General features: G+C 70.5%; 14 protein-coding genes. 5 read left to right on the top strand and 9 right to left on the bottom strand.

The annotated features are described in order from the left end of the window. Positions 1–127: 127 nt before the first annotated feature. Genes CJZ86_RS00605 through CJZ86_RS00590 form a run of 4 tightly spaced genes read left to right on the top strand, consistent with a single transcriptional unit; the run spans position 128 to position 2,089 of the window. Complete coding sequence (locus tag CJZ86_RS00605) at positions 128–625, top strand: MotA/TolQ/ExbB proton channel family protein (RefSeq protein WP_094584027.1); 498 nt, start codon at positions 128–130, stop codon at positions 623–625. After that, positions 622–975 (top strand): hypothetical protein, encoded by a 354-nt coding sequence (locus CJZ86_RS00600; RefSeq protein WP_094584026.1) that lies wholly within the window; start codon positions 622–624, stop codon positions 973–975. The genes CJZ86_RS00605 and CJZ86_RS00600 overlap by 4 nt, the downstream gene beginning before the upstream one ends. After that, positions 972–1,337, top strand: a complete 366-nt coding sequence (locus tag CJZ86_RS00595) for an ExbD/TolR family protein (RefSeq protein WP_094584025.1) — start codon at positions 972–974, stop codon at positions 1,335–1,337. Before CJZ86_RS00600 ends, CJZ86_RS00595 begins: the two co-directional genes overlap by 4 nt. Continuing rightward, a complete protein-coding gene (locus CJZ86_RS00590; protein ID WP_094584024.1) occupies positions 1,334–2,089 on the top strand; it encodes a hypothetical protein in 756 nt (251 codons plus the stop codon). The genes CJZ86_RS00595 and CJZ86_RS00590 overlap by 4 nt, the downstream gene beginning before the upstream one ends. 13 nt (positions 2,090–2,102) lie before the next feature. On the opposite strand, the gene CJZ86_RS00585 is transcribed toward CJZ86_RS00590, so the two are convergent. The 7 genes from CJZ86_RS00585 to corA all read right to left on the bottom strand — a co-directional run bounded on the left by CJZ86_RS00585 (position 2,103) and on the right by corA (position 9,109). Beyond that, positions 2,103–3,275, bottom strand: coding sequence for an aminotransferase class I/II-fold pyridoxal phosphate-dependent enzyme (locus CJZ86_RS00585; protein ID WP_094584023.1), 1,173 nt, complete (start codon positions 3,273–3,275; stop codon positions 2,103–2,105). A gap of 49 nt (positions 3,276–3,324) precedes the next feature. Further along, positions 3,325–4,425 carry a sensor histidine kinase gene (locus CJZ86_RS00580; RefSeq protein ID WP_094584022.1) on the bottom strand — a complete coding sequence of 367 codons (1,101 nt, stop codon included), beginning with the start codon at positions 4,423–4,425 and terminating at the stop codon, positions 3,325–3,327. Next, on the bottom strand, positions 4,426–5,118 hold the full coding sequence (locus CJZ86_RS00575) for a response regulator transcription factor (RefSeq protein WP_094584021.1): 693 nt from the start codon (positions 5,116–5,118) through the stop codon (positions 4,426–4,428). 44 nt (positions 5,119–5,162) lie between these two features. Further along, positions 5,163–5,795: a Crp/Fnr family transcriptional regulator PtrA gene (gene ptrA, locus CJZ86_RS00570; protein ID WP_094584020.1), complete on the bottom strand. Its 633-nt coding sequence runs from the start codon at positions 5,793–5,795 to the stop codon at positions 5,163–5,165. Between the two features lie 77 nt (positions 5,796–5,872). Beyond that, positions 5,873–6,832 carry a CHAD domain-containing protein gene (locus CJZ86_RS00565; protein WP_094584019.1) on the bottom strand — a complete coding sequence of 320 codons (960 nt, stop codon included), beginning with the start codon at positions 6,830–6,832 and terminating at the stop codon, positions 5,873–5,875. 17 nt (positions 6,833–6,849) lie between these two features. Next, positions 6,850–7,881: a PstS family phosphate ABC transporter substrate-binding protein gene (locus tag CJZ86_RS00560; RefSeq protein WP_094584018.1), complete on the bottom strand. Its 1,032-nt coding sequence runs from the start codon at positions 7,879–7,881 to the stop codon at positions 6,850–6,852. A 130-nt stretch (positions 7,882–8,011) separates the two neighbouring features. Then, positions 8,012–9,109, bottom strand: a complete 1,098-nt coding sequence (gene corA / locus CJZ86_RS00555; protein WP_233133746.1) for a magnesium/cobalt transporter CorA — start codon at positions 9,107–9,109, stop codon at positions 8,012–8,014. A 148-nt stretch (positions 9,110–9,257) separates the two neighbouring features. On the opposite strand from corA, the gene CJZ86_RS00550 reads away from it, so the two are divergent. Next, positions 9,258–9,545 carry a DUF7219 family protein gene (locus tag CJZ86_RS00550; RefSeq protein WP_353615195.1) on the top strand — a complete coding sequence of 96 codons (288 nt, stop codon included), beginning with the start codon at positions 9,258–9,260 and terminating at the stop codon, positions 9,543–9,545. Positions 9,546–9,589: 44 nt separating this feature from the next. On the opposite strand, the gene CJZ86_RS00545 is transcribed toward CJZ86_RS00550, so the two are convergent. Together CJZ86_RS00545 and CJZ86_RS00540 are read right to left on the bottom strand one after the other, a co-directional pair. Then, on the bottom strand, positions 9,590–11,302 hold the full coding sequence (locus CJZ86_RS00545; RefSeq protein WP_094584016.1) for a pyruvate kinase: 1,713 nt from the start codon (positions 11,300–11,302) through the stop codon (positions 9,590–9,592). Then, a complete protein-coding gene (locus CJZ86_RS00540; RefSeq protein ID WP_094584015.1) occupies positions 11,299–13,239 on the bottom strand; it encodes an NAD-binding protein in 1,941 nt (646 codons plus the stop codon). The genes CJZ86_RS00545 and CJZ86_RS00540 overlap by 4 nt, the downstream gene beginning before the upstream one ends. Positions 13,240–13,328: the final 89 nt, after the last annotated feature.

The following is a 13,328-nucleotide window of genomic DNA, read 5'->3' as shown; positions in this document are numbered from 1 at the left end:
CTCTGGATCCGGTCCATGGGCACCTTAGTCAGCGCGCGATCCCAGGGGACTGTCAAGCAGCTGGGGCACGTCGTCCGGGCGACGTCGGCCCATACGATCGCCCCCGTCGGACGCAGCGTCGCCAGGGGTGAAGACACCGGTCCCCGGGATCCATGGACCCATCGCCCTGTTGCTGCTGCTGCTCTCCATCGCCGTGGTGACCGTGGTGATCGACCGGGGCCGCTACTGGTGGAACTGGTGGCGCAGCCGCTCCTCGAGGCGCCAGCAGTGGGAACGGGTGCTCGCTGACCAGGGCGGACCGGCCGCCGGGCGCCTGCTGGAGGACTGGGAGCTGGAGATGCGTTTCGGCGAACCGCTGCTGCAGGCGGCCGTCGTGCTGGCGCCGCTGCTGGGGCTGGTGGGCACCGTGCTCGGACTGATGCAGGTGCTCGCCAGCCTCGGCCCCCAGCTGCTGCTGCCGGCAGGGGCCAACCTGGCTGGCTTCGGCCGGGTGCTGCTCAGCACGGCCCTGGGCCTGATCCTGAGCCTGATCGCCAGCACCGGCCTGTTCGCCAACCAGTGGCTGCGCCGCAGCCAGTGCCTGCGACTGCAGCGCCTCGGCCGTCCCTGGGCACCGCTGGCATGAACCACGCCCTTGCCGCCCTGGTGGGGTTGACCCTGCTGCTGTGCGGGTCGGTGGCGGCGCTGGCCGACCTGGCCCGGCAGCGACAGCCGCGGCTGCGGCCCCCGGGGGGCGACTCCCTAACGGGGGCCCTCTGGATCGTGCGGGCGCCCGGCGATCGCTGGTTCGTGAACGGTGAACCCGTCTCCCACGGCCGACTGCCGGGCCTGCTGGCCTCCCAGCCGGCCGGCAGCGAGATCCACTTCCTGCCGGCGGCCCGCCTGCCCCTGGGCGAGGTGGCCCGCTCCCTGGCCCACCTGCGTTCGATCAGCCCCCAGCCGGTGGGGCTGGCCCTGCCGGAGGCGGGGCCATGAACGCCGACACCGGCCAGACACCTGCCTGGGGGGCCGCCCTGGACGCTGCGGCGCTCGGGGCGATGGCCACCGCACTGGCGCTGCTGACCCTGGCCCTGATCCTGGTTCCCCAGCGGCTGGCCCAGCGTCCGGCGAGCCAGGGGATCGTCAGCCTGCACCTGGGCGCCGACGGCCGGCTGCGGCTCTGGAACCAGTCGGTCCCGTCCGCTCAGCTGGCCGCGGTGCTGAAGGGTCTCAAGGACGGCCCTGGCCAGCCGACCCTGCGTCTGATCCCCGATCCGGATGTGCCCTGGGGAGCGGTGCAGCAGCTGATGGAGCGCCTGGGCCGCACCGACCTGCCCCTGGAGCTCCAGCTGCCATGAAAGCCAGCCTCCCCCGTCCGTGGGTCTTCCGCCTGCAGACCCTCCCCCTCCCCCGCTGGCGCCATCTGCGGCTGCCCCTGCTCGGGGCTCTGGCCCTGAACGGGCTTCTTGTTGTGGCGGCCCTGCGTCCGCCCGCCAGGACAGCCCCCGCCGTGGCCGCCACGCCGCCGGATGACACCCCCGAACTGCTGCGGTTCAGCCGCCAGCAGGCACGCGAGCCTTCCCTGACGGCCCTGCCCCTGCCGCCGCTGAGCGCCCTGCCGCCGCCTCCGCCGATGGATCTGCCGGCGCAACCACGCCGCGGGGTCGCCGGCCCCCGGCGCGGCGATGGCGGCACGGCAGGGAACCGGGAGCGGGCGGCGGCGGCCACCCCGGCGCCACCGGGAGCCCCCCAGGAGCGCGCCGGCTCCGGGCCGGGCGCGGAGCTGGCAACCCGGATGCTCGCCCTGGCCCTGCAGGCCCGGCCGCTCGAGGCGGCCGAGGCCACTGCCGTTGCGGCCCTCTGGGAGCAGGCGACGCCCACCCGCGAGGTCCCCTCCGGGATGGTCCCCGCTCCGGACGGGATGGAACTGCGGCGGTTGCCGCTGGCCAGGGTCCGCAGCGCCGGCCTGCCGTTCAGCGATCCCCTCGCCGTGCTGGCGGGCGGCAAGATGCTGCTGCTGTGGCCCGACGGGAGCACGCTCTGGATGCTGGCGGCCGCCGGGGACAGCCGTGCCGCCAGCGACAGCCGTACCTCCAGCGCCAGGCCCTGAGCGGGGGCAGGGCTCAGTCGCCGCTGGCCTGCAGCACCGCCAGCGCCTCGAACAGGCGCCCCAGGGCCTCCGCCAGGGCGGTGGCGTCGAGCATGCCGTAGCTGAGCCGCAGCAGGGCCTGGCCGCCGGCCGGCGGCAGGCCGAAGCTGTCACCCGGCAGGGCGGCCACCCCGTGCCCCAGCACCAGATGGCGCATCAGCGGCTCACCCCCCAGAGCGCAGGGGAACCGCAGCAGGCCATAGAAGGCGCCGTCGGGGGGGCCCAGCAGCTCCAGCGCCTGGCCGCCGGCACGGGCCGCCGCCACCGCCTCGAACAGCTGCCGGCGCCGCTCGCCCAGGGCAGCGATGTGGGGCCGGCACCAGGCCGGACCGGCCTCCAGGGCCGCCAGAGCCGCCTGCTGGCTCACCTGGGGCGGACAGATCAGCACCGTGTCCTGCACCTTGGCCAGGGCCCCCATCAGCTGGCGGGGAACCGCCGCGTAGCCCACCCGCCAGCCGGCCATGCCGTAGGCCTTTGAGAGGGAGAACAGGGACACCGTGTGCCCGCCGCTGCCTGGCAGCCGACCGGGGCTTCCGTGGGGCACCGTCCCATGGATGAAATCGGCATAGGCCTCGTCGCTCACGTGCACCAGCCCGTGGCGGTGGCACAGGGTGTTGATGGCCGCCAGCACCTCCGGCGGCGCCACCAGGCCGCTGGGATTGCTGGGGGAGATCGTCACGATGGCGCGGGTGCGGGGGGTGATCGCCGCCGCCAGCCGCTCGGGGTCGGGCACCAGCCCCGCCGCCACCGGCACGGGCACGCCACCGGCCAGGCGGATCGCCATGGCGTGGTTGAAATAGAAGGGCAGCGGCAGCAGCACCTCGTCGCCCGGGTCGCAGAGCACCTGGGCGATGGCGTGGAAGGCCATGTTGCTGCCGGCGGTCACCAGCAGGTCGCTGCCCTCCAGATCCAGCCCCCGCACCTCGGTGAGCTCCCGCCGGACCGCCTCCAGCAGGGCCTCCTCGCCCTGCACCGGCCCGTAGCGGTCGAGCCGCCGGTCGGCCTCCAGCAGCGACCGGCCGACGGCCTGGCGCACCGCCTCCGGTGGCCCCCAGCTGACCATGCCCTGCGCCAGGGAGAGGGCGTCCGGGCGCTGGCGCATCAGGGCCCCCACCTGGGCGATCACCGGGTCGGCCACCGCCGCCATCCGGCCCGCGGCTCCGGGAGCTGTCCTTCCCATCTCAGGCCACCCCATCTCAGGCCACCGCAGGGAGCAGCAGTTCCATCAACGCCCCGCCCCCGGGATGGTTGGACGCCTGGATGCGGCCGCCATGGGTGACGGCGATCTGCTGGACGATCGCCAGACCCAGCCCGCTGCCGCCCCGGTCGCTGCGCACCCGGGACGGATCACCGCGGTAGAAGCGCTCGAACATGTGCTCGAGGTCGTCCTCACTGAGCCCGGGGCCTTCGTCGCGCACCGACAGCAGGCACCAGCCCGCCGTCGCTTCGATCTCCACCCACACGGTGCCCTCCTCCGGGCTGTAGCGCAGGGCATTGTCCAGCAGGTTGAGGACGGCCCGGTGCAGCCGGGAGCCATCCCCCAGCACCGCCAGTTCGCCCTCGGCAATGAGCTCCAGGCGGATGGAACGCCGCTCGGCCAGGGGCCGCAGACCGAGCCAGACCTGCTGCACCAGCTGGGGCAGATCGACACGGCTGCGCAGGCGCACCCCCTCGGGCAGGGTGTTCTCCAGCCGGGAGAGCTCCATCAGGTCGCCCACGAGCCGCTGCAGCCGCAGCAGCTCCCGCTGCAGCCGTTCCACCAGCACCACATTGGCGTCGTTGACGTGGGCGGCCAGGCTGTCACCCACCAGCAGCAGGGCCGTCAGGGGCGTCTTGAGCTCGTGGGCCACATCGCTCACCCAGCGCTCCTGCTGCTCCAGCTGGGCTTCGAGGGAACGACGACTCTGGAGCAGCAGCGCCACCCAGCCATCGTCCCCGGGCAGGACGAACACGGCCAGCTGCTGCTCGCCAAGCTCCCAGTCGAGGCGCTGGGGACGCTCCCGCCGGCGGGCGTTGCGGACCACCTCCAGCAGCTCGGGCGAGCTGCAGACCCGATCGAGGGGTTCCTGGCGCCGCAGTCCCGCTCCGGGGGCCTCCAGCAGCCGTTCGGCCCGCTGGTTGATGAGCTGGATGCGGTCGCCGCTGTCGAGGATCAGCCAGCCATCGGGGGCCTCCCCGATCCAGCGCAGCAGCTGGCGGTGCCACAGGCCGGAACGGGCCCGGCCGGGCCGGCTGGTGCGGCGCGCCAGCAGCCAACCCAGGGCCAGCCCCAGCAGCCCCGCCAGCAGAACCCCCATTCAGCCGAAGCGGTAGCCGAAGCCCCGGACGGTGATCAGGTGCTCGGGCGCCGAAGGGTTGGCCTCCAGCTTCTCCCGCAGCCAGCGGATGTGGACGTCGACGGTCTTGCTGTCGCCGAAATAGTCGTAGCCCCAGACCCGCTCCAGCAGCTTGTCGCGGCTCCAGACGCGGCGGGGGTGCTGCATGAACAGCTCCAGGAGCCGGTATTCCTTGGGCGAGAGGTTGACCTCGAGGCCGTCGCGGGTGACGCGGCATTCCTCGGGGTACAGGCTGAGGTTGGCGTGCTGGAGCACCTTGGCGGCCACCTCCACCGAACGGCTGCGGCGCATCAGGGCGCGGCAGCGGGCCACCAGCTCCCGCAGGCCGAAGGGCTTGATGAGGTAGTCGTCGGCCCCCACCTCCAGCCCCAGCACCCGGTCGGTCTCGCTGTCGCGGGCGCTGACCACCAGAATGGGGGTCTGGTTGCCGGCGGAGCGCAGCTGGCGGCAGAGATCCAGGCCCCCCAGCCCGGGCAGCATCAGATCAAGCACCACCAGGGAGAATTCCTCCCCCGGAGGGCATTCCTGGAGGGTGCGCAGGGCCTCCCGGCCGTTTCCGCAGGCCGTGACCGAAAACCCCTCCAGAACGAGGACGTCGCGAATGGTCTCGCGGATCGTGTCGTCGTCCTCGACGACCAGGAGAGGGGGGTGCATGACGGCATTATCGGCGTCCGCAGCGGGCAGACCCCAGAACTGTCTCAACGCCGTGGCAGATAGCTGACCACCAGACGCCGCTGGCTGTCGAGCTGCAACCAGCCCTCGTCGCGCAGGGTGCCGATCACGCGCGTGACGGTGACCCGTGTGGTCGCCAGGGCGCTGGCCACCTCCTGGTGGGTGAGGCGCAGGTTGAGGCGCAGGCCCGATTCGCAGGGCTGGCCGTACTCGCTGGCCAGCAGTTCGAGGAAGCCACGCACCCGTTCATCGACGCGTTTGAGACCCATCAGGGCGAGCAGGGCCTGGCTCTGCTGGATGCGCTGGCCGAGGGCCTCCAGCATGGCCACGGCCAGGGTGCCGTCCTGGCGGATCTCGCTGCAGCTGAGGCAGAGCAGGTCGGTGTCGGCCAGGGTGGTGGCGGCGTAGGCCTCGACGCCATTGAGGGGATCGCCGAACGGCTCGTTGGGGCCGGCCAGACCGAGCAGCATGTCGTCGCCGTGAATGGTGATGGCGCTGAGCTTCACCATGCCGCGAACGACGAGCCAGACGTTGTTCTTCAGCAGCGGTACATGGCTCCCGGCGCTGACATGAACCAGACTGCGTTTCTGGTAGTTCGCTTCAAGAAGTTCTCGGAATCCATCCTTGCTGCCGGATTCACGGGAGGGCGTGAATACCATCGGGGAAAGCGCATCGGATGCAGCGAACTGTATGCAGCGACACCCGCCGGACGGGCAAAGGGCTGGTAGTGCTTTGGTTAAGAGCTCGGTAAGGCGAGGGCCAGCGGGGGCGCTTCCGGGTGGCTGTCGGAACGACGTTCGAGCCAGAGCGCCATCGAGAGGCTGCGCCGGCGTTCGGGGAGGATCAACCCATCGGCTCGCTGCCGCCACTGGTCCCAGCAGACCTGGGCCCTCCGGCGCAACAGGGCCTCCAGATCCGGCAGGCTCCTGGCCAGTCCGGCCGGCAACTGATCATCGATCGCCCTCTCCAGGACATGGAGATCGTTGAGTTCTCCGAGCAGTTCCTGCAGCTCCCTCAGTTCAGCCACCCACTGCCGGCAGCGTGAGCCGGTGACGGCCCCGAGATTCTCGAGTCCGTAACGGGCGGTCTTGAGTCGTTTGCGCAGGTCGTGGACCCGCTCCATGTCCCCCTCCTGTTTGAGGATGAACCAACCCGGATGCTGGAACAGCCCGGCGATCATCGGGGCCTGCCACTCCAGGGTCCAGGCCAGCAGCGGCAGCTCCCCCAGCCGCGTGAACTCGGGATGGCGCAGCCAACCCTGCAGCTGGGACAGCAGCTTCAGGTAGCCGCTGCTCTGGAGGGTGGTGACCACCTGCTCATAGGCCAGGGCCCGTTCACGCCGGAGTTGCTTCAACACGGGCTTGAGAGCCCGTTGTTCCGTCTCGGGAAGCTCGGGCATCAGATCCTTCTCCAGCCGATCCCTGAGCACATCCAGGTCCCGCGCCATGCCGAGCCGGCGCACGGTCTTGGCCAGGCGGGGGTCAGCGACGGCCTTGGGCAGCTGCAGGGCGGGGCCGAACTGGTGCAGGCAGGTGCGCAGCCGCCGCAGCGCCACCCGCATCTGATGCAGGGGTTCGGGATCGTTGTCGGCGAGCACGGGCCCCTGCAGCGACGCGAGCTTGTGGGTGAAGCGCCCGATCAGATCGACGGCAAACGCTCCATTGCTGAACGGGTGATCATCGTGCGGGCTGGCCATGGGAGGGGCCGGAGGCCTCAGCGGGGTGTTTTCGAACGGATCTGCTGGAAGCTGCGCCGGATCGCTTCGTTGATCGAGAGCCCGACGGGCAGATCGCCCCCGAAGGAGGTGCCGATCAAGTGGCGATAAAGCTTGGATTCAACAACACGATAGGTGTCCGGAGGCAGGGGGATCACACCGGCCCGCTCGCTGAAACGCAACCCACCCTGGACCGTGAAGGTGATGAAGCGACGCACCTCGGGCCGATCCCTCAGATCCTTGTCGTTGATGTAGACGAACAAGGGTCGCGAGAGAGGCACGTAGCGCTCCTGCTGCACGTTGTCGACGGTCGGCGGCCAGGTTCCCTTGGGACCCGTGATAGCGAGCGCCTTCAACCTGGCAGCCTGAGCACGATAATAGGAAAAGCCGAAATAGCCCAGCGCCAGAGGATTCTTCTCAACACAACTTACCAGAACGTTATCATCTTCACTGGCGGTGTAATCGGTGCGGGAATTGCGAGAATCCCCATTGATGGCCTTGTTGAAGTAATCAAACGTTCCTGAGTCAGCCCCCGGGCCACACAGATTGATCGGCCGATCCGGCCAGGAGGCGTTCACCTGCTTCCACCGCTTGATGCGTCCCTGGGCCTTGCGGTTCCACAGGGTGGAGAGCTCGGCCGTGCTGATGCGGCTGGCCCAGCTGTTGCTGGGATGGACCACCACCGAAATGGCATCGAAGGCCAGCGGCAGTTCAATGAAGGTGACCCCCTTGGCGGCACAGGCCTTCAGCTCCCTGGAGCTGATCGGACGGGAGGAGTTGCTGATCGGAATCTCGCCGCGGCAGAACCTGCGCATGCCAGCCGAGCTGCCCGTCTCCTTCAGGGCGATGGACACCGGCGAACCCTGGCGTTTCTGGAAGGCCTTGGCGGCCTCCTCCAGGATGGGGAACACCGTGCTGGAGCCCTCGATGCGCACCACCGGAGCCGTCCCCGTCTGGGCCTCGGCGGGCACCAGGGCCAGCCATGGCGTCAGCCCGACGCCGAGGAGGGCACCCAGTCCACTGAAAGCCATCACGCCCCTCGACCGGACTGTCGCAGGAAGCTTCAGGACCATGGTTCGAGACCAGCGAAGAAAGGACGCTGCGCCGATCCTGCACCAGCAAGCCGAGGGGTTGGGTTAAGGACAGATTGTGGGCGCCAGCTCAGCCCTGGCCCGTCCAGTCCTGGAACCAGCCCCGCCGCCACAACCACCAGGCCTGCACCGTGGCGATCAGGAGCATCAGCAACATGACAAACGCGTAACCATGGCGCCATTTCAGCTCGGGCATGAACTCGAAGTTCATGCCGTAGACGCCAACGATGAACGTGAGCGGCGCGAAGATGCTGGTGAGGATGGTGAGGGTCTTCATCACCTGGTTCATCCTGTTGCCCACACTGGCCGCATAGGACTGGGTGATGGCATCGCACTGACCCCGCAGCGACCCGCAGGCCTCGAACAGCTGATCCACCAGTTCGGCCATATCCCGGAAGCCCTCCAGGGCCTCGGTGCCCAGCAGCCGCTGGCGCTGGCGGAGCAGCAGCCTGATCTGATGGCGCAACGGCCAGATCAAGGTGCGGATGATGCGCAGATTGCTCCTGAATTCGTAGGAACGGCGCAGGATCAGGGGGCGGGGATTGCGCAGGGAGGATTCCTCCAGCGCATCCAGCCGCTGGGACATCGCCTCCAGCATCGGGAACAGATCATCGAGCAGGTCATCGATGACGAAGTGCAGGATGTCGTCCAGGTCCCGGTCGGCCAGGGACCCCGACTTGGACAACAGCCATTCGGTGAGATCCGGGAAGGGATCCCCGCCGCAGCCCTCCTCCAGGGTGATCAGCAGGCCGGGCAGCAGCACCAGACCCACCTGCTCACTGACCAGATGGGCCGGGTCCTTGGCGAAGCTGAGCCGGTGCAGCACCACCAGCAGCACATCCTCCAGTCCGTTCACCTGGGGGCGCTGGGGCACCTCCAGCAGGGGGGCCAGCAAGACCGCCGGCACCTCGAGGCGATCGAGCAGCTGCTGGATGTAACGGCGATCACCAAGCCCCTGCAGGCGCAGCCACAGGGGGGTGCCGGCCTGGCGCAGGCTGGCCAGCCGCTCGATGGCGGGGGAGGGGGTGCGCACCGGCCCGGAATCCAGGAACAGCACCGCATCGGCCCGGGTGGGCCCGAGCCCGCCATGGACATAGAGATGGGTGGGCAGACCGGCCGGACGCTGCTCCAGGCGCTGGGAATTCAGCGCCCCTGGGGTGAGTCGCACCACGGGACTTCCGGTTGTTGCCACGATTCAACCGCAACGGCCCGATGGTGGGTATGGCAGGCGTGGCTGGGGTTTTGGGGCTGGCCCCTGGCCTTTACGGAGTCTTAAGGCTGGCTGGCTAGGTTAAGCCATTGCTCTTGACGATTCGTTGACCAACCAGCCCTCCACGGGATCATCCAACCCCGAACTCGGCCGGCAGGAACGGGATGTCCAGTCGCCCATGGAAGCCCATGGCAGCTACCGCGGCAGCGACTGGAGCCCGGAGCGGCTGATGTTTCATCAGAATCTGGAGTCCTTCGCCGACCAGGTGGGGTTGATCGTCGGCCTGCAGGCCAACGGCAAGATGAGCCAGGACGAGGCCTACGCGAAAATCAAGAAGATCTGGAAAGGCCTCAAATTCACCCGCAGTTCCCTCTTCGACGAATCCACGGACTGAATCCTTTCCGCTGATTCCCAGGGGCAGGCTTCCCAGGGGCAGGCTCACGGCAGCGGGTTGCCCCCTTCACAGTTGCTCCGGAACGCCAGGCAGGTGAGCAGGGGCTGGCTGGGGTCGCCGGTTGTGCGGGCCCCGATCCCCTCCAGCACCGTCAGGGTGGTCCAGAGGCAGGGCACGTGCGCCGCGCCGCAGATCCGCAGGATCTCCTCCTGAATCGGAGCCAGGGACTCCCAGCCGCACTCGATCGCCAGATCGCTCCGGGCGATCATCACGGCCACCGGGGCGCCGTGGGCCATGGCCGCCAGCAGCAGACCGGGCAAGTTGAGAAAGGCCTGGCGGGTTTCGATCCTGAGCATCACCGCCAGATCACCCCGGCCACGGTCCTCCAGGCACTGGCGCAGGGTCTGGATGTCGGACTCCCGGTGCACGAAGGACGAGTTGACCATGTCGGCGTGCCGTGTCACGAACGCCAGATCCTCGATGTCCTTGGCGGTGAGGGCCGGCGTGCGCAGGTCACTGTCGGGGAAATGGATCCTGTTGTCGGAACGGAGCCGGCTGCCCCTGGCCCGGGCCGTGGTGACCTTGAGCCGCACCTCCCGGGCTGACACCCTCCGGACCACGGCGCCGATGCGGCCATCGTCGAAGAGCACCCGCTCACCGCGGCGCAGATCGACGAACACCTCCGGCAGGGTGCAGGGGAGCGTGCCGGCGCCCTGGTCCGGCTCAGGCGTCAGACGGATGGCATCGCCCGGGCGCAGCAGCCGTTCGCCGCTCACCGGCGCCAGCGGACCGACCCGCAGCCGGGCTTTGCCATGCCGCTGGCGGAACACCAGGCCGGAGGTGAAGTGGCAGGTCTTGTCGGCCTGCAGCAGCAGAACCCCATCGGGGCCACGTCGAACCACCTGGAGGGTGCGGCGGCGGCCGGAGGCATCCCGCCCCTGCAGGCGATTCCCCTGCTTCAGCCGCTTCGCCTTCGACAGTCGCGCCGGCAGCAGCACGGCGTCCGTGTCCTGCAGCCGGGGCAAGGCTCCCGGCGACACCGCCAGGATCCGCACCGGTTGGGTGGGGCGCCCCATCCGGTCGCGGGGGGGACGGGCGCGGATCACCGCGGGCTGGAGGGCCAGCTGGCCGGTGCGCAGCTTCGGGCCCGCCAGATCCATGGCGATCGCACAGGGGCGGCCGCTGGCCGCCCGGGCCGCTCTGAGCGCGTCCACCATCCGGCCCCAGACCACGGGGTCGTCATGGGCGCAATCGATGCGGGCGATGGTCATCCCCGCCGCCAGCAGATCGGCGACCAGGGCAGGGCGCTTGGCCGCCTCCGCCGGCAGGGTGACCATGGTTCCAGCGCCGCCCGCCGCGGCCAGGGCTCCGAACAACCGGTCGCAGCGCCGCCCCAGCAGATCGGGACCGCCCAGGCCAGGGGGGCCGCCCGGCTGGTCCTGCGCCGCCGCCGCCGAGGGGCCCAGACCTTCGAGCGCTTCGAGGGCGGTGATCACCGCCTCCAGGCTGGCCAGCAGGGGGGCATCGCCATCGGTGAGGGGAGACAGGCCCCTGTGCCGCAGCGCCTTCGGCAGGCCCGGATGGGCATGGCGATGGAAGGCCATGGCGTGCAGCAGGTTGCGGGCACTGGCCCGGTGGTCGGGGTGAATGGCCTCCAGGCAGGCGGCCTCCTCCACTTCGATGCGCTCAAGGGTGGCCCTGAGGTCCCGCAACGTCTCAAGCAGCCAGGGGGCCGGGGCAGCCGTGGGGTCCTTCACGGCCGCAGGCCCTCGCTGGCCACAGCGTCACCCACGGCAACCGCTTCCACAGCGCAGTGCAGGCCCTGGCGGCGCAGGTCCTCCGCCAGCTGTTCGGCCAGCTCCCTGTCGAGGGCCGGGGTGAGGTGCTCCCCACCGTCCAGCAGCGGGGCCATCGCCCCGGGGGCGCCCCCCAGGTGCCGGGCCAGGGACTGGAGCGCGGTGAAATGGCCCTCCGGCCGGGGGGAGCCCTGGAGGCGCAGGCGCCATCGGGGCGGATCCGGGCAGCCCAGCTCGATCCGCCGCAGCTGGCGCAGGGTGGCCAGCACCACCAGTTCATCCCCCGCCGCCAGGACCAGATCGAGGGACGGCAGCACCAGGGGGGATCGGCGGCCGCGACGCAGCAGGTGGATGGTGGTGACGCCGTAGCCCTGCTCGACCCGGCTGAGGTTCAGCCCCAGCAGGCCATCGCCCTGGCGGATCCGGTACCGCACCAGCAGATGGTTGGCCCCATCAATCCGGCAGATCTCCTCCACCCGTTCGCCGAACGCCGTGGCCACGACCGCATCGGCCACCAGGTCCATGCTGGAGATCACCGCCACGCCGCCCAGCAGGTCCCCGAGACGCTCGGCCGCCTCGACCGCATGGGAGAGGATCGCGTAACGGGCGTCGGGCCAGGACTTCTGCAGCTGGAAGGTCTCCTGCAGGTTGGCCAGCAGATCGACGGAGAGCAGGCCGATCCCCTCCAGCCGGCAGTGCTGCAGCGCGGCGAGGGCCGCCTCCCAGCGCTGGACGATCACCAGGCCCGGCCGCTGCAGCGCCGGCCCGGGTCGCGGATCGATCCGCAGCACCTGCAGGCCATCCCTGACCAGGTTGTCGGCCACCCGCGCGGCAAGTTCCTCCCCCTCCGCCAGCAGGATCCAGCGGCTGCCCCGCCGGAAGCGTCCGGGACGGCCCAGGCCGAAGCGCTCCCGCAGCAGCCGTTCCAGGATCACGGCCACCAGGGCGGAGGTGAGCAGCGTCCCGATCAGGGAATACAGCAGGGTGACGCCGATCAGCCAGGGGGCCGCTGCGGCGATGCCGTCCCCCGGGGGCAGCATCACGTTGACCGGATCGACGAACTCCCCCAGCAACAGCGCCAGGGTGACAAACACCCCCTGCCTCCAGCCGCCACCAGCAGAGAACAGGGCCAGCCCCAGGGCCATCAGGGCCAGGATCACCAGCAGCCCCGCCTGCTGGAGCGGGCTGCACTGCCGCCACCGCCGCAGCGGGGCCCCCAGGCTGCGCCCCAGGGCCAGCCAGCGGCCCTGGACCCGGGCGGCGGGAACGGCCTCGGCGGCACGGTGGTGGTGCGAGGCCATCGGCACCACCTGCAGGGGCCGGACCGGATCCGCGCCGTCCTGGCGCAGGCTGCGCCGCTGCCGGCGGGCCGGGTCGTTTCCCTCCACCACCAGATAGGACTCACCATCCACCCGGAAGCAGGCCTCCTGGTCGCCGGGCCGGAGGGCCTCGGTGATGGCCCCGGCCGTGAGCAGCAGGGGATCGACCACGGCCACCCCCGGCAGGCGCTCCTCAAGCAGGGCCCCGAGGCTGGCCAGCTGGCCGGAGGAGCGCACCACCAGGTCCGCCGTGGGATTCAGCAGCCTCACCTGCAGGGCCGCCTCCACGTTCACCGTGCTCTCGGTGCTCAGCAGCAGCACGGCGCGGGCCGACGCGACCCCGGCCTGCGCGAGCACGTGGGGCAGGCGCATGTCACCCAGCACCAGGGTGGAGCCGAAGCGTTCCTCCAGGCGCGGATCGCGCCAGTCCGGTCGCTCACGATCCAGACACCGCAACGGCACATCGAAGGGCAGCAGGCGCAGCAGGCAGGCCTGGCCCAGGGATCCGAGGCCACAGATCAGCACCGACCCCTCCCGCTGGCTGGACGCCCCGGGAGCGGACAGCGGCGCGGGGGCCACCCCGGACTGGGCTGCAGGGTCGGAAATGGGAGCTGGGCAGGCCCCCCCATCTTCCCAAGGTGAGGGGATTCCTGCGTTCCCCGGGTCTT

The organism is Synechococcus sp. BO 8801, from assembly GCF_002252675.1.
Classification (GTDB): Bacteria; Cyanobacteriota; Cyanobacteriia; order PCC-6307; family Cyanobiaceae; genus Cyanobium.
Note: the sequence above shows the minus strand (reverse complement) of the source record. Positions and strands in the feature narration are given on the sequence as shown.

What these genes read in the sequence shown, in the direction of transcription:
- CJZ86_RS00585 (WP_094584023.1), bottom strand. Translation starts at nt 3,275, where the DNA reads ATGGCGGCGGTGGCCGACCCGGTGATCGCCCAGGTGGGGGCCCTGATG.
- CJZ86_RS00560 (WP_094584018.1), bottom strand. Translation starts at nt 7,881, where the DNA reads ATGGCTTTCAGTGGACTGGGTGCCCTCCTCGGCGTCGGGCTGACGCCA.
- CJZ86_RS00575 (WP_094584021.1), bottom strand. Translation starts at nt 5,118, where the DNA reads ATGCACCCCCCTCTCCTGGTCGTCGAGGACGACGACACGATCCGCGAG.
- CJZ86_RS00600 (WP_094584026.1), top strand. Translation starts at nt 622, where the DNA reads ATGAACCACGCCCTTGCCGCCCTGGTGGGGTTGACCCTGCTGCTGTGC.
- CJZ86_RS00580 (WP_094584022.1), bottom strand. Translation starts at nt 4,425, where the DNA reads ATGGGGGTTCTGCTGGCGGGGCTGCTGGGGCTGGCCCTGGGTTGGCTG.
- CJZ86_RS00565 (WP_094584019.1), bottom strand. Translation starts at nt 6,832, where the DNA reads ATGGCCAGCCCGCACGATGATCACCCGTTCAGCAATGGAGCGTTTGCC.
- ptrA (WP_094584020.1), bottom strand. Translation starts at nt 5,795, where the DNA reads ATGGTATTCACGCCCTCCCGTGAATCCGGCAGCAAGGATGGATTCCGA.
- CJZ86_RS00595 (WP_094584025.1), top strand. Translation starts at nt 972, where the DNA reads ATGAACGCCGACACCGGCCAGACACCTGCCTGGGGGGCCGCCCTGGAC.
- CJZ86_RS00590 (WP_094584024.1), top strand. Translation starts at nt 1,334, where the DNA reads ATGAAAGCCAGCCTCCCCCGTCCGTGGGTCTTCCGCCTGCAGACCCTC.